The sequence below is a fragment of the Betaproteobacteria bacterium genome (genome assembly GCA_016791345.1).
Lineage (GTDB): Bacteria > Pseudomonadota > Gammaproteobacteria > Burkholderiales > JAEUMW01 > JAEUMW01.
Genome location: JAEUMW010000215.1, coordinates 1 through 21,158 on the forward strand (window position 1 = coordinate 1; position 21,158 = coordinate 21,158).

Genomic DNA, 21,158 nt, shown 5'->3' on the forward strand with positions numbered 1-21,158 from the left:
CAGCGACTCTCTCTGGATGAGGGCCTGAGTCATTCCCATGTCGCGGACCAGGGTGGCCAGGTTGGTCACCACCATCGCCATGGCGACGAGACCGTAATCGGCCGGAGTCAGCAGTCGGGAGAGCCATGCCAGGCTCAGCAGTTGAACACCGATGGAGACGACGCGGGAAACCGCGATCCAGCGTGCGTTGGAAACGGCGCGGCCACGCAGCGCTCGTGCGCTGTCGTGGCGGGCGCGGGCGTCGGCGTCGTGCTCGCACACGGTTGTGGTATTCGATTCCACGGATTTCTTAGAGCCTGATAGCGACCGCCAAAGAGGCTGGCGAGGCCCGCAGTGCAAGGCGTTGCGGGCAAATCGGGAGTTCTGGCTGTCGTCTCCCAACGACAGGGGAGAATGATAGAAGAACTTGCAACGAAGTGTCGAACAGTTAACAATCGGATGCAACCCGGGCTGCCGGACGCCAGGAGCGTGAGGGCAGCGCGCACGTACTCCCGTGCAGACCCGTGCCCCAACACAACAAGGTGTCGCCATGACCGAAGTGTTCGCGGTCGTCGTGAACTATAACGGCGCACCATGGCTTAAGCGCTGTCTCGAAAGCCTGCGCCAGAGCGATCACCCCGTAAGGATCATCGTCGTCGACAATGCGTCAGGCGACGAGAGCGTTGCAATCGCCCGTTCGATTCCCGGCGTCGAGGTCATTCAGCGGGACCGCAACGAAGGCTTCGGGCGTGGCAACAACACGGGCATTGCCCATGCGCTGCGTCGCGGTGCCGATTTCGTGTTTCTCCTGAATCAGGACGCGGAGGTGGAACCCAACACCATCTCCAGGCTCGTTTCCTTCATGCGTGGTCGCGATGACGTCGGTATTGCGAGCCCGGTGCACCTGAACGACTCGGGGTCATTGCTCGACCGCAACTTCCTCATCTATTACCTGGCGCCGCAAGCCCCGGAGTTCGTCTCGGAAGCGTACAGCGGACAACTGTCGGCGAGCTACCGCGTCTCCTCCGTGAACGCAGCCGCGTGGCTCGTTTCCCGGCGCTGCCTGCTCGAGGTGGGCGGTTTCGATCCGCTGTTCTTCATGTACGGGGAGGACGACGACTATTGTGCGCGTGCGCGCTATCACGGTTTCCACTGTTACATCGTCTCGCACGCCCGCATCCGACATGCCCGAGGGTTTCACCAGCCCGAGTATCGCGGCGGGGTGTGGCGGCGCCTGTTGCGCAGTGCCCGCTTTGCCCGAGCGCAGACCGTCCGCAGCGTGAAGGATCCCACGGAGCGCAGCTTCCTGCGCTCGGTGTACCGGGAGGTGACTGCCCTCGGGTTCGATGGGTTGAGCCGGTCGATCAGCGCCCTTTCGCCTTCGCCGTTGCTGCCTTCCCTTCTGGCTGCAGGCATGGTGTGCCGCGAGTTGCCACGCATCGCTCGACACAAGCGCCTGTGCCGCGAGCGAGGCCCGACCTGGCTCGACTTCAGGATCGATCCCGCCCCGTCGATTGAACCGAAGCTGGAACCGCTTCCGGTCCGCACGGCCGAACCGGCGATGACCGAGGCGGCTCCCCTGGTGACCCTCGGCGTCCCGATCTACAACGGCGAGCAATACCTCGAGACTTCGCTCGACTCGCTGCTCGCGCAGACGTTTCGGGACTTCGAGATCGTGATCTCCGACAACGCCTCGGACGATCGCAGCGCCGAGATCTGCCGCGGCTATGCCGAGAAGGATGCCCGCATCCGCTACATTCGCCACGAGGTCAACCGCGGCGCGGTGTGGAACCACAACTTCGTGATCGGTCAGGCCCGTGGACGCTTCTTCCGTTGGCACCACGCGGATGACCTCTGCGGTCCGAATCATCTCGAACACTGCGTCGCCGCGTTGGAAGCCGATGCGGGAGTAGTCCTCGCATATCCGCGGACACTCCTCATCGACGGCGGCAGCCGGGTGACCGGGCGCTACGATGATGGTCTTCACCTGTCGGATACGCTACCGCACGTTCGCATCCGCCAGCTGCTCGCCAACATCTATCTCTGCAATCCCGTGCTCGGCCTGATCCGCACCGATGCCTTGCGCCGCACCGCGGAACTCGGCTACTACGTGCGCTCCGACCATGTTCTGCTGGCGGAGCTGGCGATGGCAGGCCGCTGGAGCGAAGTGCCCGAGGCGCTCCTCTATCGCCGCATCCACTCCGGAAAATCCACCTCGGCCTATCGCTCGCTCAATCAGCGGGCTACCTGGCTCGACCCGCGCCTTCGCAGCAAGCGGTTCTTCTGGCCGAATCTGCGCATCTTCGTCGAGCATGTGCAGGCTATTCGCCGCGCCCGAATCGGATGGCGCGAGCAGCTGCTGTGCGCCTCGGCGGTAACCGCGTCGCACACCCGCGCCGAACTGCAGCGGTTGCGCAAGCGCATCGAGCATCTTGGTCACCGTTTGGCCATCTGGCCGCAAACCGGGAAGGAAGATCTGCACTCGAGCGCATCGAGCGACCGCGAACCGCAGCTCCAGGATGCGAACGTGGTATGGATGGATCGACCCGACAAGCTCCGCCAGCCGCCGATCAACTGGCAGAACTCGACGTGGGCAAAGCTCGGCGACCGCTGACGCCGGCCTCGTTACACCGACCCGTGTCGGGTCTCAACTAAGACCGGCTGTGGAACGGCCGTTCAGGCCGTCCCTCCCACCGTCAGGCCGTCGATGCGCAGCGTCGGCTGACCGACGCCGACCGGTACGCTCTGACCTTCCTTGCCGCAGGTCCCGACCCCCGGATCGAGCCGCATGTCGTTGCCGATGAGCTTGACGCGGGTGAGCGCATCCGGGCCGTTGCCGATCAGAGTCGCCCCTTTCACCGGATGCGTAATACGGCCGTTCTCGATCAGATAAGCCTCTGCCGCCGAGAACACGAACTTTCCGCTGACGATGTCGACCTGCCCGCCGCCGAAGTTCTTTGCGAAGAGGCCCTTGTCCACCGACCGGATGATTTCCTCCGGATCCTTGTCGCCGTTCAGCATATAGGTGTTGGTCATGCGCGGCATGGGGATGTGGGCGTAGGATTCGCGCCGCCCATTCCCGGTCGCCGCGACCCCCATCAGGCGCGCATTCAGCGCGTCCTGCATGTATCCCTTGAGAATGCCATCTTCGATCAGCACCGTACGCTGGGTCGGATGGCCCTCGTCGTCGACCGACAGCGAACCGCGACGCTCCTGCAGAGTACCGTCGTCGACCACGGTGACCCCCGGTGCCGCGACACGCTCACCCAGGCGTCCCGAGAACGCGGAACTGCCCTTGCGGTTGAAATCTCCTTCGAGGCCATGCCCCACCGCCTCGTGCAACAAGACGCCGGGCCAGCCGGGGCCGAGCACGACGGTCATGGTGCCGGCGGGCGCCGGGCGCGCGTCGAGATTGACGAGCGCCTGTTCGACGGCATCGCGCGCGTACGAGTCGAGCACCTCGTCGGTGAAATAGGCGTAGTCGAAACGCCCGCCGCCGCCGGCCGATCCCTGCTCGCGCCGACCGTTTGCCTCGACGATGACCTGCACGGACAGACGCACCAGCGGCCGCACGTCGGCGGCGAGCGCACCATCCGAGCGCGCCAAGAGAACCACCTCGTACTCGCCGCCGAGGCTCGCCATGACCTGCGTCACCCGTGGATCGCGCGCCCGGCACTTGCGCTCGATGCGCTCGAGCAGTGCCACCTTGTCAGCGTCGTTCAGGCTCGCAAGTGGATCTCGCGGCCGATAGAGCGCGGGCGCCGATGCTCCACTCACCACGCGAGTCGCGCCGTCGCCACCCTGCCGCGCGATGGCCCGCGTCGCATCCGCCGCCGACAGCAACGCCTCGGCGCTGATGTCGTCAGAATAGGCGAAGGCGGTCTTCTCACCGCTGACCGCGCGCACTCCCACGCCCTGATCGATGTTGAAGGTGCCCGACTTGACCACGCCCTCTTCCAGGCTCCAGCCCTCCGACCGGCTGTACTGGAAGTACAGATCGGCGTAGTCGACCCGGTGCGCCAGGATGTGTCCGAAGGTGCGTTCCAGGTGATGGGTATCGAGCGCGTAGGGGACGAGCAGTCGATTGGTGGCCGTCTCGATCGTGTTGAGTGGATGGTTGGGGCGGGTTTCGTTGTGCACGGCGACTCCTCTGAATTGCCCGCGGCGGGCAACAGATAGATTGCGCCGACGCCGGCGCATTCAAGCAAACTGCTACAGGGTACGGTGATCGAGCGCCGGCAGGCTCGCTCGCAGCGTCGCCTGATAGGCCGGGCTCACGCCCGCCACGACCACGCCGGAACCGCGCTGGAGACGATCCACGACGACCCCCCACGGATCCACGATCATGGAATTGCCATGGGTTTCGCGCCCGTTCACGTGGTAGCCGCCCTGGGCGGGCGCCACCACGTACGCCAGATTCTCGATCGCCCGTGCCCGGATCAGCGTTTCCCAGTGTGCTTTCCCCGTCGTTTCGGTGAAGGCCGCGGGTATGAAGATGACGTCGACGCGGCCCATCGCCCGATACAGCTCGGGGAAGCGCAGATCGTAGCAGATCGACAGGCCGATGCGCCCGAAAGGGCTGTCGAAGGCCACGACGCGATCGCCGGGCTCGATCGTGCGCTGTTCCGAGTAACTCTCTTCGCCCATGGCAAAGCCGAAGAGATGAATCTTGTCGTATCGCGCCACACGATTGCCTTGGTCGTCGAAGACGAGGCAGGCGTTGCGCACCTTGTCCGGCGCACCCGCTTCCAGCGGCACGGTGCCACCGACGATCCAGATGCCGAGCCGGCGCGCCGTGGCCGCCAGGAACTCCTGCATCGGGCCGTCGCCGTCGGCTTCGCGAAGTGCAACCTTGTCCGAATCCTTCATGCCCATGAGCGGGAAATACTCGGGCAGCCCGACCAGCCGCGCCCCCTTGTCCGCCGCCATTTCCACGAGCCGCGCAGCCTCGCGCAGATTGCCTTCCACGTTGGGTCCCGACGCCATCTGCACCGCTGCCACCCGGAATGCCGGCGGTTCTGCGCCAGCAGATGGCAGCGTCGTGTCGCGAGGGTGGGAGCGCGTCAGTGTCGTCATGACCATAGCGAGATCACCGGCTGTTCAAATTTTCGACACCTGCGGATCCGACCAGGTTCCGGTGACGGAATACTCGAAGGCCAGGATCTGACCGACCGGATCGCGCAGGAGCTTCTGCAGGGCAAGCGCCGCGACTCCCGCGATCGGGCCGCCGATCGCGGTAGCGCCGAGCGCCACGCTTTCGCCCAAGTATGGCACGACGCGCACGCGCAGATTCTGCGTCTCCGCCGCGAGGTCCACGTCACCGGTGAGCGCGATGCTGGCCGACGGACTGCGAATCACGAAGTCGGAGGTCGCCGCCACGCCTTTGGTGATCGCGATCGTCGCGGTGATGCGGTCGAAGGCAAGCCCGGCGCTGAAGATGTCGCCGAAATCGAGGCTGATGCGGCGCGGAATGGATTGCAGGCTGATCACGCCGAGCAGCTTGCCGATGCCAGGCTGGAGCTTCAGGAAATGGCCTTTCTGCGTCTCCAGCGTGAGTTCACCGGATAGCGTCGCGAAATCGAGATCCTGCGGGCGGCCTTTCCATTCCAGGCGGCCCGTGAGCTTGGACGCCGCGCCGTTGATGCCTTCAGGATAACCGAGCCGCTTCAGCAGCTTTCCGGCATCGGTGACGCCGAGATCGACATGCACGTCGGTGGTCGGCTGGGCGAGCCACGAGCGCCACTGGCCGGTCATGTCGAGCGTCGCGTCGGGATTGGTGATGCGGATGCGCTGGATGCGCCAGTCCCGGCCTTCGACGTCGGCGACGACCTCCAGGTGGCCGAGTTCCTTGTCCCCCAGACGGAAGGTGTCGGCGACGACATCGAAGTCCGGCGGCTTTTCGGTCGACTCGGCCTGCGCCGCAGCTGCCGGCTCGGCCTGGCGATCGCCGGGATCGCCTGCTGGCCATACCAGCTTGGCCAAACGGGCGGTGAGCTTGCCGTTGTCCTTGAGCTGGTAGACGAAATTGCCGTCGAGCTCGGGTCCCCCGAGTTTGCCGCGCCATGCGCCCTGGGCGAGCGCCGCCTGCAGGCGCAGGTCGCGAAACGGCCGCCGCAGCCATCGCAGCGTGCCGACGGAAACGTCGAGCCCGGAGAGTTGCAGCCAGGTCTTGCCCGAGGGCGCCTGATCGATCACGGACTGCCACCGGCTCAGATTCACGGCGGGGGTCGTGCCGATGATCGACAGTCCGGCATCCGGCAGCGCGACCTCGGTGTTGAGCGCGATCACCCCACGCGTGGGCGCGAGCTCACCGTTCTTGCGCTGCCGCTCGATCGCTGCCGTCGCTTCGCCGCCAAGCGCAAGCTCGAGCCGATCAGCATCGGCGCCATGCGCCCGTCGCTCGAAGCGCGTCGGCAGGACCTCACCGGGCGCCTTGGCGAGCGGCGGCGGGAACGTGGATCCCACGCCCTGCAGATCGGACTCGAACAGGTAATCGGCCAACCCCTCCTTCAGCACGATCGAGCCCCGCCACGCCGCGCTGCCGCGCAGGTATTGCAGCCAGAAGTAATCGGCGCCCTGCCGCCGGAAAGCGTCCACATCGGCGCGGCCGCTGACCGCGATCCGCACCGCACCGCCCTCGGTGTCGATGTTTACGGTTGCCGGCCCGCCAACCGTGACCGCCGAACCGTTCTGCATGCGGATGCCGTTCTCCGTGAACTCCAGCCGGGCGTTGACCTGGTCGACCGGCGGTACGTCGCCCGCGAAGAGCAGCCGATTGCCTTCGAAGAGATAGCTGCCCGCCACACGCGTGTCGCGAGCCGTGTTGAGCGGAACCTCCAGCTTCGCCTCCAGCCGGCCCGAGCCCGCGGCCTGGACCTCGCGGTGGAAGTGACCGATTCGCGCTCCGACCGGGCTTTCCTCGATGAAGGCGAGGAATTCCGACGTCGTGCCGGTCGCCTCGCCGCCGATGTCCAGGCGCGGGTGATCGTGATACAGATCCTTGATCACGCCGCGCACCTTCGAGATCCGCAGACCGCGCGTGGTAGCGCTCTGCGCGACTACTTCCAGTCCCTCGCCCTGGAACGACAGCGTTCCCCTGACGTCCTCCAGTTGCGGCCAGTCTTCGTCGAACTTCAACGCGATCTCGTCGACCTTTGCGTGGACGGAGAACTGGCCATTGCGGTCGCCGGGCCACGGAAACTGCTCGATGTCGCCCTTGACCCTGAAACGGGCGTCGGTGAGACGCCCTCCCTGCAGCGAGCGCTCGAGCCATTCACGCGTGTCCGGTCCGACCACCCGCGGCAGGTAGCGAGCGATGAACAGCGGATCGAGCCGCGGAATCGAGGCGTTCACATCGACCGCACCGGCGCTGTTTGCTTCACGGTGATACGTCCCGCTCACGCTGCCGGCCAGATCGCGGTTGGAAAACGCGAGGTTCGCGGCCTTCACGTCGAGGCGACTGCCGGCCACGGTCCATGCGACCTGGGCGTCGATGGTGTCGAACGCGAGCGGATCGTGAAAAACCGTGGGCGCGTCCAGCAGCACGTCGCGCGTCTTCAACGTCACGTTGCCGCCCTTTTCGGTCGCATCGATGCTCCCGTCCAGGCCTTCGACACCCGGCCACACCGGCCCCGGGCGCACCGCCAAATCCTCGAAGCGGCCGGCAAGGCGAAACGCGGCGGGCTCCCCGAAGGGCCCCGTAAGACTCAGATTGACGTCGCGCCAGAGCCCCTGTGCATCGACCGCGACGAGTTCGTGACGCACCTCGTCGCCGATCGGCAGCCGGTCGCCAAGTGCGGTGAGCAGTGTGAGATCGAGGACGTTCGCGCGCAGGTCGAGACGATCCGGGGTCTTGCCCTCTCCCACCACGCGCTGCAGCGTGAGATCCAGCGGTTGCGGACTTGCCCCTGCCGGCGTGGCGAAGGCCAGTGCCCGCGACGAGACCTCGAAGCCGTTCGGCTGGCGGCGCCACGCCAGCCGCCCGTTCACCTGCTGCAGGGCGAGTTCCGGCAGGTGCGGGTCGAGGCGGGCCAGGACGTCGGCGAGGCGAAGATCTCCCGTGACCTGGCCGACGGCCCCGTCGGAGACGTCGAGCCACGCGCGGAGCGCCCCGCTGCCGCGCGTCGGCATCTCCGACCACGGCAGCCACTGCCGCCACAGCGCGAGATCCGTGTACTCGAGCGCGACATAGATCAGACCGTTCCAGTTTGCGAGGGCCGACAGGCGCCGACCGCGCAGATCACCGCGCACATCGAGCGGCGAAGCAAGCTCTGGCGGCGGCCGGGCGCGCAACCCGAAGCGATGGCGCTGGCCGCGGTTGTCCAGCCGGAAATCGACGCCGGTGAGCTTGAGTTCGGGTGCGGCGAGCTTCTCGTCCAGCCAGATCACCGTCGCATCGAGGACGATGATCTGCCGGTGCCGCAGCAGCGAATCGCCCAGCGTCCCGTCGTCCTCTCCCCCGGCGAGCGGCACGCCCGCGATCCAGAGAACGTCATCGACGGAGCGGCGCAGGACCAGCGTCGGCCGATCGATCTCGAGAGCATGGAAGACGGGTTGCAGCAGCACGAGCGAATGCCACGAGAGTGTGGCATGGACCTCGTTCAGCGCCAGCCCGGTGCGACCCTGCGGATCGGCGATGCGCAGATCGGTAAAGTTGAGCTGCGGTCGCAGTCCGTTCCAGTCGGCGTCGATGTGCCCGACCGTGACCGGCGCACCCAGTGCATCGCTCGCCAGCGCTTCGATGTCAGGACGATAGCGGTCGATGTCGGGCAGCAGGTAGTAGCGCAGGCCGAGCACGATGGCTGCAAAGCCGAAACCGGTGAGCAGAACCGCAATCGTCGCGAGCTTGTAGAGCCAGAGGCCACCGTGCTTCACCCAGTGGAGGCTGCGGAGGAGTGGCACTGGCCGTCTGCGGGGAGGGAGGCGACTCGAGAGTAGAATGGCGCGGTGTCGAATTCTACCGCGAACCCATCGGCCGCAGCAGCCGTCTCGGTTCCTGCTGCATCCGATCTGCTGGCGGCTGCCCGCCGTCACTCCCGCTACGTGGCGCGACTGCTGGAAGCCGAGCCACGGCTTGCCGCCGAGGTGGACCTGACGCGTCCGTTCTCGCGCGCCGCCATGCAGACCTACCTTGCCTGCGATGCCGAGAAGGATCGCGGTGCGCTGTACACGCGCCTCCGCGCATTGCGCAAGCGCGTGATGCTGTGCCTGATCACACGCGACGTGGGCGGTCTCGCCGATCTTGCGGAGGTCGTCGCAACCACCACGGCACTCGCCGAAGAGACCATTGCGTGCGCGGCGAACCACGCTTCGCGCACGCTAGCGGAACGGCACGGAGCACCGACAACCGAAGAGACCACGGCGCCGGTCGATCTCATGGTCGTCGGCATGGGCAAGCTCGGCGGCTCCGAGCTCAACGCCTCGTCCGACGTCGATCTCGTGTTCGTGTACACGGAGGAAGGCAACACGAACGGGCCCGTGTCGATCAGCAATCACGAGTATTTCACGCGCGTTGGTCGCGCCATCATCGCCGCCCTGAACGACTCGACGGCGGACGGCTACGTGTTTCGCGTCGACATGCGTCTGCGACCCTATGGCGACAGCGGTCCGCTCGTCGTCAGCCTGCCGGCGCTGGAGAATTACTTCATCGCGCAGGGCCGCGAGTGGGAACGCTACGCGTGGATCAAGGCACGCGTCGTCTGCGGGCGCGGGGCGGAAGCGCTCGATGCGATCGTGCGGCCCTTCGTCTATCGCCGCCACCTCGACTTCAACGCCTTCGGCTCGATGCGCGACCTGCACAGCCAGATCCGTCAGGAGGTGCGCCGGCGCGATCTCGGCAACAACATCAAGCTCGGGCCCGGCGGCATCCGCGAGATCGAGTTCCTGGCGCAGGTGTTTCAGCTGATCCGCGGCGGCCAGGTTGCGGCACTGCGCATCCGCCCGACGCTCGCGGTGCTGCATGCGCTGGCCGAGCGCCATCTGCTCACCACCGAATCGGTGCACGAGCTCGAAGCCGCCTACGTCTTCCTGCGCAATCTCGAGCACCGGCTGCAATACCTCGACGACCGCCAGACGCAGACGCTGCCGGCGCATGACGTCGATTGCGCGCTGATCGCCGAGTCGATGGGCTATGCGGGTTACGGCGAGTTCCTGGAAGCGCTGCACCGACACCGCCAGCGGGTAACGCGGCACTTCGAGGACATCTTCGCCGGGCACGAACCGCAACCGGGATCGGCGCCCTGCGCGGCCGTCTGGCGCGGGACGATCGCCGACGAGGATGCGGTTGCGCTGCTCGCCCGTCAGGGGTTCGTCGATGCTCCCGCAATCCTGCACCGGCTGCGGGAACTGCGCCGGGGGCTGCGCTACAAGAGCCTGTCTTCGGCCGGCCAGGGGCGCGTCGACCGCCTGCTGCCGCAGCTCGTCGACGAGGCGACGCGACACCCCGGACCGGACGCGACGCTCGAGCGGATGCTGAAACTGCTGGAGAGCATCGCGACGCGAAGCGCGTACCTGTCGCTTCTTCTCGAATATCCGCAGGCGATCGAGCGGCTGGCCCAGCTCTGCTCGGCGAGCCCGTGGGCAGCGGACTACCTCGCGCTCTATCCGGTGCTACTCGACGAGCTCCTCGACCCGCGCATCCTCTACGCGACGCCCGGTCGCGACGAGCTTGCCGCCGCGCTGCGTGCGCGGCTCGACGAACTGGCCGGCGACACCGAGCGGCAGATGGAGGCCCTGCGTCACTTCAAGCACACCCAGACGATCCACCTGGCGGCACAGGACCTCGCCGGCGACCTCCCGCTGGAGTCCTTGAGCGATCACCTGAGCGACCTCGCCTGCGTCATCCTCGCCGAAGTACTGCGACTCGCGTGGGAAGGCCTCAAGACGCGCCACCGAGCGGAGCCGCGCTTCGCGATCATCGGCTACGGCAAGCTCGGCGGGAAGGAGCTCGGCTATGCCACCGATCTCGACATCATCTTCCTGTACGACGACGCTGCGGCGGAAGCGCCGGTGCAGTATGCGCGCCTCGCCCAGCGCATCAGCGGCTGGCTCACCACCATCACGCCCGGCGGCATTCTCTACGAGACGGATCTGCGACTGCGACCGGACGGTGCGAGCGGACTGCTCGTGAGCCCCTTCGAGGCGTTCGCGGAATACCAGCGTCACAAGGCATGGCCGTGGGAACACCAGGCGCTCACCCGGGCCCGCTTCGCTGCCGGCGATCGCGCGCTCGGTGCGCGCTTCGAGGAACTGCGCGTGGAGATGCTGCGCACGCCGCGCGACCTCGTCGTGCTGCGCGAGAAGGTGGCCGCGATGCGCACGCAGATGCTGGAAGGACATCCCAACCGCAGCAAGCTCTTCGACCTGAAGCACGACCGCGGCGGGCTCGTCGACGTGGAGTTTATCGTGCAGTTCCTGGTCCCGGGCCATGCCTGCCGGCACGCCGAACTCACCGGCAACATCGGGAATCTGGCGCTGCTCAAGCTGGCGGCGCAGCTCGGCCTCATCCCCGAGCCCCTTGCGCTCGGCGCCTTCGACGCCTATCGGGAATTCCGCGGACTCCAGCACATGCTGCGGCTGCAGGGGGAGAAGTACGCCCGCGTGCCGCGCGAGCGCGTGGCCGTCCACATCGAAGCAGTGCTCGCTTTGTGGGACTGCGTTTTCGGAGCGGCTGCTACGCCGGACGGCGGGCGAGCGGCGTGACGTTGGCCGGATACCCGGTTTGAGCCACCGACTCACCGGCCAGGCGCGCGACCAGGCGATAGACCGGCAGCGTCCCCTTACCCTTGATCGGCAAGAGTTCCGGGCCCTCGAAACGGAACTGATGTTTCAGGCGGCGCGCAGTGGCTTCGTCGACGTTGATGTCGCCCGCGCCCGCCTCGGACGAGAGCCGGCTCGCGACATTGACGGTATCGCCCCAGAGATCGTAGATGAACTTCTTGCGCCCGATGACGCCCGCCACCACCGGACCGCTCGCGATGCCGATGTGGATGCCGGAGCGCTCGCTGCCGAGCAGGGGATGGCGCCGGACGACCTCGCGCGCATCGAGCGCCATGCCCAGCACGGCCGCGCTGTAGCCGGCATCGTTGCCGATCACCCCGCCCGCGACCATGTACGCGTCGCCGATGGTCTTGATCTTTTCGACGTGGTATTTCTCCGCCAGCGCGTCGAACGAGGAGAATACTTCGTTCAGGAGCGTGACCACTTCGCTTGGCGGCAACTCGTCGGAAAGCCGGGTGAAGTTCACGATGTCCGCGAACATGACGGTCGCGTCGGCGTAACCGTCGGCGATCGTGCTCTGGTCGTCCTTGAGGCGATCCGCAATCGGCGCCGGCAGGATGTTGAGCAGCAGCCGCTCCGACTTGTCCCGTTCCTCCTTCAGCAGATGGTGCTTCTCGTCGAGCTCGCTCTTGAGGCGCGACTTCTCGCGCACGAACATGCTCATGATGAGATAGACGATGGACGACATCGCCGCGAAGTTGAGCGCGAAGAACACGGCGATCGTGCGCAGCGGCACGCCCGACTCCGCGCCGGACGAGAGGTAGTAGTCGAAAAATCCGGAGACGCCCGTCAGCACGAGGTAGGCGAAGAACCACGGAATCGACTCGCGCGGCCCCTGGAACACCATGACGCCCACCGGCGCCAGCAGCGCCCACAGCATCACGCCGCTGGAAGCGACGTAGCTGCCGATGCTCCACTGCATGACGAACGGCACGAACAGGAAAAGCGAGACCTGGGAGAAGCGGAAGAACGCGAAGTTACGGGTCTTGAGGTAATGCACCAGGCTCACCGCCGAAATGACCTGATAGCTCAGCGGGACGGCCACGGAGAACTTGATGCCCATCGCCCAGTAGATGAGCAGCCAGATCATTGCGGCGAAGGTCATCAGGCCGCAGGCGAAAACGAGCAGCGTCTTGTTGAGCTTTTCCTCCTCGGTGTCGTTCTCCGAGATGATCTGCTCGGTGAGTCCGGCGAAGATGCTGCCGCGGAACGGCTTGCGGGCAGGATCCGCGACCGGCGCCCGAACCGCTGCGGAACGCGCCGCTGCCCCTATAATGCCGGCCTGTGGCCGTGACGTACGTGCCATCGATAACGCTACGAGAAACTGGGTGAGGTCGGGATCAGCGCAGTGCACGCGATGCTCGACCAGGCGCAAGACGCACGGACCTGAATCGTCGAGGGGGCCGCCTCCTTGTCATCCGGGGCTACCCGCGCGCTTTCCGTCGCGCTGCTCGCGCTGCTCCAGCTCTGATCCAGGTGCCATGTCGAAGCAAGTTCTGCTCCCATCCTCCGCCAGCCGCGCCCTCGGGCTCATCGTCGTGGCACTGCTCCTTGCCGCCTGTGAGAGGGAGGCCACGCCCTCGCTGGAAGCTCCGGCCGCCCTTGTCGCGTCACGCTCTGCGCTGCTGCAACTGCCGGACTTCACGACGCTCGTTGAAAAGCAGGGCGTGGCCGTGGTGAACGTCAGCACGACGCAGACCGGTCCATTCGCCGCCGCCAGTATTCCGGGCGTCCCCGAGGATCATCCCCTGCAGGATTTCTTCCGGCGCACGCCACCGGCGGAACGGGAGGATCCGTCGAACTCTCTCGGCTCCGGCTTCATCCTGAGCGAGGACGGCTACATCCTCACCAATGCCCATGTGCTGGACGACGCCGATGAAGTGACCGTCCGCCTCACGGACAAGCGTGAATTCACCGCCCGGGTCATCGGCGCCGACGCGCGCACCGATGTCGCCCTCCTGAAGATCGACGCCGAGCACCTGCCCACCGTCCGCATCGGCGATCCCTCGGCGCTCAAGGTCGGCGAATGGGTGGTCGCCATCGGGTCGCCGTTCGGTTTCGAGAACAGCGTCACCGCAGGTATCGTGAGCGCGGTCGGACGGGCGTTGCCGGACGAGAGCCTCGTCCCGTTCATCCAGACCGACGTCGCGATCAATCCCGGCAACTCCGGCGGACCGCTGTTCGATCTCAACGGCGCCGTGGTCGGCATCAACTCGCAGATCTACAGCCGCACCGGCGGCTACATGGGTCTTTCCTTCGCCATCCCGATCGATCTCGCGATCAAGATCAGCGAGGAGCTGCGCGCCAAGGGCAAGGTGACCCGCGGCTGGCTCGGCGTGCAGATCCAGGACGTGACGCCGGAGCTCGCGGGCTCGTTCAACCTCGATGCCCCCGCCGGCGCCCTCGTCGCCGAGGTCGAGGACGGCAGCCCCGCCGCGAACGCAGGCATCCGCTCAGGCGACGTCATCACCGCCTTCGGCGGCAAGGCGATCGGCAGCTCGGGCGAGCTGCCACCGATGGTGGCGGCGACCGTTCCCGGCACCGAGGTCCCGCTCCAGTTCTGGCGCCGCGGCAAGAGTCGCGAGCTCGCAGTGGTCATCGAGCAGATGACCGAAGAGCGTCCCGCCGAGCGGCCGCGCGAGCAGACCGTGCCGCCCAATCGCCTGGGTCTCGTCCTGAGCGAGCTCGACGAAGCCGAGCGGCGTGAGCTCAACGTGAGCTCGGGTCTGTTCGTCGAAAGCGCGGTCGGCGCTGCCGCGAAGGCAGGCATCCGCGAGGGGGACGTCGTGATGGCCGTCAACGACGAGCCGGTGTCCAGCCTGAGCACCTTCAACAAGCTCCTCGCTCAGCAGCCGCCGGACCACGCGGTTGCATTGCTGGTGCAGCGCGGAGGTCGCGCGCTGTACATCGCCGTGCGACCCGATGCCGCACCCGGGACTTGATCGCTGTCAATCCGCCCCCAGTTACGTTCCGATGAAATACAAGGACTACTACGAAACCCTCGGCGTTGCCCGCGAGGCGTCGGCCGACGACATCAAGAAGGCCTACCGCAAGCTCGCGCGCAAGTATCATCCCGATGTCTCGAAGGAGGCTGGCGCCGAGGAGAAATTCAAGGAGGTCGCAGAAGCCTACGAAGTCCTGCGCGACACCGAGAAGCGCGCCGCCTACGACCGCCTCGGTTACCACCAGCCGGGACAGCACTTCGAGCCTCCGCCCGGATGGGACTTCCAGTTCCAGCAAGGTCCCGGGTTCGGCGAGCACGGCGCAGAGTTTCGGGGCGCCGAATTCAGCGACTTCTTCCGTGACCTCTTCGGCGGGCAGTTCTCGACGGGTCACGGTCAGGCGCCCGGGGGAAGGCACAGTTTCGCAATGCGCGGTCAGGACATCGAGGCAAAAGTCGAGGTGACGCTCGACGAGGCAGCCGCGGGTGTCGTGCGCGAATTCGTCATGCGCGTCCCGGAGCACCTCCCGGACGGGCGGGTCCAGATGGCCGAGCGCAGGGTGAAGGTGCGCATTCCGAAGGGTGCCACCACTGGCCAGAAGCTGCGCGTGCCGGGCAAGGGCAGCCCGGGCATGGGCGGCGCGGAGCCCGGCGACCTCTATCTGACGGTGGAACTCGCACCGCATCCCTTTCTGCGCGCCGACCAGCACGATCTCTATCTGGAATTGCCGATCACCCCGTGGGAGGCGGCGCTCGGCGCCGAGGTGGAGATCCCCACGCTCTCCGGCAAGGTGCGACTGCGCATTCCCCCCGGATCCTCCTCCGGCGCCAAGCTGCGACTCGGCGGCAAGGGCCTGCCCAAGCCGCACCACGGCCACGGGGACTTCTTCTGTCTGCTGAAGATCGTGACCCCCCCTACCCTGTCGCCGCGCGAGCGGGAGCTCTTCGAGGGATTGCGCGAGGCATCCGACTTCGACCCGCGCCGTGAACTCATGCGGAGCGCGCCATGACCGTCAACGAAATCCTCGAGGGAACCCTGATCGCTACCGGCGAGTCATCCCTGTCGCTGGACGAACTGCTGGTCGCCTCCGGCCTCACCCGCGACGAGGTGGAAACGCTGCTCGACTTCGGCGTGATCGAACCCGCGCGTCCTTCGCCGCTCGCGTTTCCCGCGCAGGCGCTGCTGCGTGCCCGGACCGCCGCCCGTCTGCGCGCGCACTTCGAGCTGAACGCCGCCGGCATGGCGCTGGCGATCGATCTGCTGCAGCGCATGGAAGCCCTGGAAGCACGCATCCACCAGCTCGAGTGCCAGCTGCCGCGGTGACACGGCTGCCCATGAAGATGGAGAAACAGACCCAGTTCAACATCTGGTATCTCATCCTCGCCACGCTGGCCGTGCTCTTCCTGCACGACCTGTGGGTGCAGGCGCGCACCATCGAGCCGGTCCCCTACAGCCAGTTCCAGGAATTCCTGAAGGACGGCAAGGTGAAGGAGATCTCCATCACCAACAACTACATCCAGGGCGAGCTCAAGCAGCCGCTGCCGGATGGCCGCAGCAAGTTCGTGACGACGCGCGTCGATCCCGATCTCGCGAAAGATCTCGACCAGTACAACGTCAAGTTCACGGGCGTGGTCGAGAGCACGTTCCTGCGCGACATCCTGGGCTGGGTGATTCCGGCGGTCGCCTTCTTCGCCATCTGGATCTTCGTCATGCGCAAGTTCGCCGAGCGCCAGGGCCTGGGCGGCGGCTTCCTCTCAATCGGCAAGAGCAAGGCGAAGGTCTATGTCGAGACCGACACCAAGGTGACGTTCGCCGATGTCGCCGGCGTCGACGAGGCGAAGGAGGAACTCAAGGAGATCGTCACGTTCCTCAAGAACCCGCAGGGTTACGGCCGGCTCGGCGCGCGCAGTCCGAAGGGCATTCTCCTGGTCGGCCCGCCCGGCACCGGCAAGACCCTGCTCGCGCGAGCCGTCGCCGGCGAAGCAGGCGTGCCGTTCTTCTCGATCAGTGGATCGGAGTTCGTGGAGATGTTCGTCGGCGTAGGCGCAGCCCGCGTGCGCGACCTCTTCGAGCAGGCCCGTGCGAAAGCCCCGGCCATCATCTTCATCGACGAACTCGACGCGCTGGGGCGGGCACGCAGCGCCTTTCCGGGTGCGGGTCACGACGAGAAGGAACAGACGCTCAACCAGCTGCTGGTCGAAATGGACGGCTTCGACCCGGCGCAGGGACTGGTGCTGCTCGCCGCCACCAACCGCCCGGAGATCCTCGACCCCGCCCTGCTGCGCGCCGGGCGCTTCGACCGCCAGGTGCTGGTCGACCGGCCGGACAAGCAGGGCCGGATGCAGATCCTCGCCGTGCACATCAGGAAGGTGCACCTCGCGGCCGACGTGGCGATCGAGAAGGTCGCGGCGCTGACACCGGGTTTCTCCGGCGCCGATCTCGCGAATCTCGTGAACGAGGCGGCGCTGCTCGCCACGCGGCGCGGCGGCGACTCGATCACGCTCGACGATTTCACGCAGGCGGTCGAGCGGATCATCGCCGGGCTGGAAAAGAAGAACCGCGTGCTCAATCCGGAGGAGCGGCGCGTCGTCGCTTACCACGAAATGGGACACGCGCTCGTCGCCATGGCGCTGCCGGGATCGGACGCGGTGCACAAGGTGTCGATCATCCCCCGCGGCGTCGGGGCGCTCGGCTACACGATCCAGCGGCCGACCGAGGACCGCTTCCTGATGACGCGCGAAGAGCTCGAGAACAAGATGGCGGTGCTGCTCGGCGGGCGCGCCGCGGAGCACGTCGTGTTCGGCCACCTCTCGACCGGCGCCGCCGACGATCTCTCCAAGGTCACCAACATCGCCCGCAGCATGGTGATGCGCTACGGCATGGATGCGAAGCTCGGACACGTCTCCTACGACGTCGAGCGCCCGTCCTTCCTCGGCGCACCGGGCACGCTCCCGGCCGAGCGCAGCTACAGCGAAGAGACCGCGCGCGAGATCGACTGCGCGGTACGCAACATCGTGGATGCGGCGTTCGACCGCACCGTCGACCTCCTCGTGCAGCGCCGGCCGCTGCTCGAACGCGGCGCACAGGAACTGCTACGCAAGGAAACGCTCAACGAGCAGGACCTCGGGGCGTTGCGCACCGAGGCCATGGCCACGTAAGGCGACCTGTTCCCGTGGAGCCGCTGCCCCAAAGCGGCTAAAATTCGCGGTTTGGTATCCAGGGAGATGTTCCATGTCGATGGCTGACCGCGATGGCCTCATCTGGTATGACGGCCACATGGTGCCGTGGCGCGAGGCCACGACCCACGTCCTCACCCACACCCTGCACTACGGGATGGGGGTCTTCGAAGGCGTGCGCGCGTACAACACGGAGATCGGGACCGCCATCTTCCGCCTGCAGGAGCACACCGAGCGTCTGTTCCGCTCCGCCCACATCTTCGGCATGAAGATGCCGTGGGACAAGGCAACGCTCGCCGAAGCGCAGCGCGCGGTGGTGCGCGAGAATCATCTCGAAAGCTGTTACATCCGCCCGATCGCGTTCTACGGCTCGGAGGCGCTGGGCATCTCGGCGCGTACCCTGTCGACACACGTGGCGGTGGCGGCTTGGCCGTGGGGCGCGTATCTCGGCAAGGAGGGTCTGGAGAAAGGCATCCGCGTCAAGACCTCCTCCTTCACCCGCCACCACGTGAACATCACCATGTGCAAGGCGAAGGCCGTCGGCAGCTACAGCAACTCCATCCTGTCGCACCAGGAGGCGGTGCACGACGGCTACGACGAGGCGCTGCTACTCGATGTCGACGGTTTCGTGGCGGAGGGCTCGGGCGAGAACATCTTCATCGTGCGCAACGACCGGCTCTACACGCCCGATCTCACCTCTGCCCTGGAAGGCATCACGCGCGACACCATCGTGACGCTCGCCGCCGAGATCGGCGTGCCGGTGATCGAAAAGCGCATCACCCGCGACGAGGTCTACTGCGCCGACGAGGCATTCTTCACCGGCACCGCAGCCGAGGTGACGCCGATCCGCGAACTCGACAACCGCACCATCGGCGCCGGTACGCGCGGCCCCATCACCACCCGCCTGCAGGCGCTGTTCTTCGACTGCGTGCAGGGGCGCGCCGAGAATCATCGCGACTGGCTCTCGCCAGTGCAAAGGGAGGTAACGACGCATGCAGAAAGAAAAGTCGGTTAACGCGAGCCGCGAGGTCGAGGTGACGGCGGACGACCTGCCGCTGCACTGTCCGATGCCGTGGATGATGCTGTGGAATGCGCATCCGCGCGTGTTCCTCGACATCGTCGACACGGGCGAAGCGCTCTGTCCCTACTGCGGCACGCGCTATCGGCTGAAGGGCGGTCCCGTCGCCGGCCATCACTGACGCCCCGCCCAGACCTGGCGGCGTCATCGCGCGCCGCCCTCGCCGTCCGCCATCGAGTTCCGCCATGAGTGAAACCTCGCCCCCCCGCGCGATCGCTTTCGACGCCTATGGAACGCTGTTCGACGTTCACTCCGTGCGCGAGCGTGCCGATGCCCTCTTCCCCGGCCAGGGCGACGCACTCTCGCAGCTCTGGCGGTTGAAGCAGCTCGAATACACGTGGCTGCGCGCGATGTCGGACCGCTACGTCGACTTCTCGCGGGTCACGGAGGATGCGCTGCGCTACGCCACGGAGCGAATCGGCCTGCACCTGTCCGAAGACGCTCGACTCGCGCTGCTCGACCAGTACCTGCGGCTTTCGCCTTTCCCGGAAGTCGTCGACGTGCTGCGCAGCCTCAAGGCGGCCGGCCACGGGCTTTCGATTCTCTCCAACGGCAGTCCGGCGATGCTCGCAACGCTCACCCGCCACGCCGGGCTGGACGACGTGTTCGATCACCTGCTGTCGGTCGACGCGGTCAAGACCTACAAGACCGACTTTCGCGCCTATCAGCTCGCCACGCATGCCTTCAACCTGAGCCCGCGCGAGATCGTGTTCGTATCCTCCAACGGCTGGGACGTCTCGGCCGGCACCTGGTTCGGCTTCCGCACGTTCTGGGTGAACCGCGGCGGCCTCCCGCGCGAGAAACTGGGCGTGGCGCCGGACGCCGAGGGTTCCAGCCTCGCGGATCTGCCCGCCTTCGTCGCCGCAGGCACCTGAGCGCCGGCAGGCCAGGGGCGAAGCACTGTCCTGCCCACCCCGTCGTGACCGTCCGCATCCTGATCGTCGCGCCAGCGTGGGTCGGCGACGCCGTTCTGGCACAGCCGCTGTTCGCACGCCTGAAAGAGCGCCATGCGGGCGTCACCCTCACGGCGCTCGCGCCGCCGTGGGTCCTGCCGGTGCTGCGGCGGATGCCCGAAGTCGATGACACGCTCGAGAATCCCTTTGCCCACGGCACGCTCGGCGTGCCTGAACGTCGCCGCTTCGCAAAGACGCTCGCCGGCCGCTACGATCACGCGCTGGTGCTGCCGAACTCGTTCAAGTCGGCGCTGATCCCCTTCTTTGCCGGCATTGCCCTGCGCACCGGGTATATCGGCGAGGCCCGCTTCGGCCTCCTCAACGATCGCCGACGCCTCGACGAGAAGGCGCTGCCGCTCATGGTGGAACGCTTCGCCGCGCTCGGCGAACCGCCGGGCAAGCCGCTGGTGCGGCCGGTGCCGCCGCCGCGGCTCACCGTCGACGACGCCGCACGCGATGCCACTTGCGCGCGCCTCGGGCTCGCCACCGACCGTCGCGTGATCGCGTTCTGCCCGGGCGCGGAATACGGTGTCGCCAAGCGCTGGCCGGCCGCCTACTACGCCGAGCTTGCCGCGATGTTCGCGCACGAGGGGCGGCAGGTGTGGCTGCTGGGCTCGCCCAAGGACGCCGCGATCGGCGACGAAATCGTCCGGCAGTCGAACGGCGACTGCGTGAACCTGTGCGGGAAGACGCGCCTGGACGAAGCGGTCGATCTCATGTCCTGCGCCGATTTCGTCGTCACCAACGACTCCGGTCTGATGCATGTTGCGGCCGCCCTCGATCGGCCGCTGGTGGCCATCTTCGGATCGAGCAGTCCGCGCTTCACGCCGCCGCTGTCGGTGCGGGCACGCGTGGTCCGGCTCGATCTGCCGTGCAGCCCGTGCTTCAAGCGCGAGTGCCCGCTCAAGCATTTCAAGTGCATGATGGACCTCACGCCTGCACACCTGCGCGCCGAGATCGCCGTCGCGGAGAAGCCATGACCGTCAAGATATTCGCCACGCCCGAGGATGCCGAAGCCGCCTTCTACGAGGCGCTGGAGCACGCCGATCTGGACGCGATGATGAGCGTGTGGGCGGAGGACGAGGACATCGTCTGCGTGCATCCCGGCGGCCCGCGACTCGCCGGCTTCGACGAGGTGCGCGACTCCTGGCGCGAGATCTTCGCCGGCGGCCCGAACCTGCACTTCCAGCTCACCGGGCAGCAATACCTGCGTGGCGTGCGCATCGCCGTCCACAGCCTGCACGAGAACGTC

Annotated in this window: 16 protein-coding genes; 11 read left to right on the plus strand and 5 right to left on the minus strand. The window is 66.7% G+C overall.

The genetic code is table 11. The features are described from left to right. Positions 1 to 282: oligosaccharide flippase family protein (locus tag JNK68_08195; protein ID MBL8540339.1), on the minus strand; the 282-nt coding region annotated here is incomplete at its 3' end. A 247-nt stretch (positions 283 to 529) separates the two neighbouring features. Between JNK68_08195 and JNK68_08200 the strand changes: the two genes are divergently transcribed. Beyond that, a complete protein-coding gene (locus JNK68_08200; protein ID MBL8540340.1) occupies positions 530 to 2,593 on the plus strand; it encodes a glycosyltransferase in 2,064 nt (687 codons plus the stop codon). Positions 2,594 to 2,655: 62 nt separating this feature from the next. Here the strand turns inward: JNK68_08200 and tldD are convergent, their stop codons facing one another. Genes tldD through JNK68_08215 form a run of 3 tightly spaced genes read right to left on the minus strand, consistent with a single transcriptional unit; the run spans position 2,656 to position 8,880 of the window. Beyond that, the gene (tldD, locus tag JNK68_08205; GenBank protein ID MBL8540341.1) at positions 2,656 to 4,179 is read right to left on the minus strand and encodes a metalloprotease TldD; all 1,524 of its coding nucleotides are present in this window, start codon (positions 4,177 to 4,179) and stop codon (positions 2,656 to 2,658) included. 12 nt (positions 4,180 to 4,191) lie between these two features. Then, a complete protein-coding gene (locus JNK68_08210; GenBank protein ID MBL8540342.1) occupies positions 4,192 to 5,055 on the minus strand; it encodes a carbon-nitrogen hydrolase family protein in 864 nt (287 codons plus the stop codon). A gap of 24 nt (positions 5,056 to 5,079) precedes the next feature. Then, a complete protein-coding gene (locus JNK68_08215; GenBank protein MBL8540343.1) occupies positions 5,080 to 8,880 on the minus strand; it encodes a TIGR02099 family protein in 3,801 nt (1,266 codons plus the stop codon). Between the two features lie 45 nt (positions 8,881 to 8,925). On the opposite strand from JNK68_08215, the gene glnE reads away from it, so the two are divergent. Then, positions 8,926 to 11,679, plus strand: a complete 2,754-nt coding sequence (gene glnE / locus JNK68_08220) for a bifunctional [glutamate--ammonia ligase]-adenylyl-L-tyrosine phosphorylase/[glutamate--ammonia-ligase] adenylyltransferase (protein MBL8540344.1) — start codon at positions 8,926 to 8,928, stop codon at positions 11,677 to 11,679. Here the strand turns inward: glnE and JNK68_08225 are convergent. Continuing rightward, positions 11,651 to 13,063, minus strand: coding sequence for an adenylate/guanylate cyclase domain-containing protein (locus tag JNK68_08225; protein MBL8540345.1), 1,413 nt, complete (start codon positions 13,061 to 13,063; stop codon positions 11,651 to 11,653). The genes glnE and JNK68_08225 overlap by 29 nt on opposite strands. A 175-nt stretch (positions 13,064 to 13,238) precedes the next feature. On the opposite strand from JNK68_08225, the gene JNK68_08230 reads away from it, so the two are divergent. The 9 genes from JNK68_08230 to JNK68_08270 form a co-directional block, all read left to right on the plus strand. Beyond that, a complete protein-coding gene (locus JNK68_08230; protein ID MBL8540346.1) occupies positions 13,239 to 14,699 on the plus strand; it encodes a DegQ family serine endoprotease in 1,461 nt (486 codons plus the stop codon). A 31-nt stretch (positions 14,700 to 14,730) separates the two neighbouring features. Further along, complete coding sequence (locus tag JNK68_08235) at positions 14,731 to 15,708, plus strand: DnaJ domain-containing protein (protein ID MBL8540347.1); 978 nt, start codon at positions 14,731 to 14,733, stop codon at positions 15,706 to 15,708. Beyond that, positions 15,705 to 16,022, plus strand: a complete 318-nt coding sequence (locus JNK68_08240) for a hypothetical protein (GenBank protein ID MBL8540348.1) — start codon at positions 15,705 to 15,707, stop codon at positions 16,020 to 16,022. Before JNK68_08235 ends, JNK68_08240 begins: the two co-directional genes overlap by 4 nt. 17 nt (positions 16,023 to 16,039) lie before the next feature. After that, positions 16,040 to 17,857 carry an ATP-dependent zinc metalloprotease FtsH gene (gene ftsH / locus JNK68_08245; protein ID MBL8540349.1) on the plus strand — a complete coding sequence of 606 codons (1,818 nt, stop codon included), beginning with the start codon at positions 16,040 to 16,042 and terminating at the stop codon, positions 17,855 to 17,857. 73 nt (positions 17,858 to 17,930) lie between these two features. After that, a complete protein-coding gene (locus tag JNK68_08250) occupies positions 17,931 to 18,890 on the plus strand; it encodes a branched-chain amino acid transaminase (GenBank protein ID MBL8540350.1) in 960 nt (319 codons plus the stop codon). Beyond that, positions 18,868 to 19,074: a zinc-finger domain-containing protein gene (locus JNK68_08255; protein ID MBL8540351.1), complete on the plus strand. Its 207-nt coding sequence runs from the start codon at positions 18,868 to 18,870 to the stop codon at positions 19,072 to 19,074. The genes JNK68_08250 and JNK68_08255 overlap by 23 nt, the downstream gene beginning before the upstream one ends. 64 nt (positions 19,075 to 19,138) lie before the next feature. Next, positions 19,139 to 19,828, plus strand: a complete 690-nt coding sequence (locus JNK68_08260; GenBank protein MBL8540352.1) for a haloacid dehalogenase type II — start codon at positions 19,139 to 19,141, stop codon at positions 19,826 to 19,828. Positions 19,829 to 19,872: 44 nt separating this feature from the next. After that, on the plus strand, positions 19,873 to 20,886 hold the full coding sequence (gene waaF / locus JNK68_08265; protein MBL8540353.1) for a lipopolysaccharide heptosyltransferase II: 1,014 nt from the start codon (positions 19,873 to 19,875) through the stop codon (positions 20,884 to 20,886). After that, positions 20,883 to 21,158 (plus strand): nuclear transport factor 2 family protein (locus JNK68_08270; GenBank protein MBL8540354.1); only part of this gene is annotated, 276 nt, incomplete at its 3' end. The genes waaF and JNK68_08270, both read left to right, overlap by 4 nt.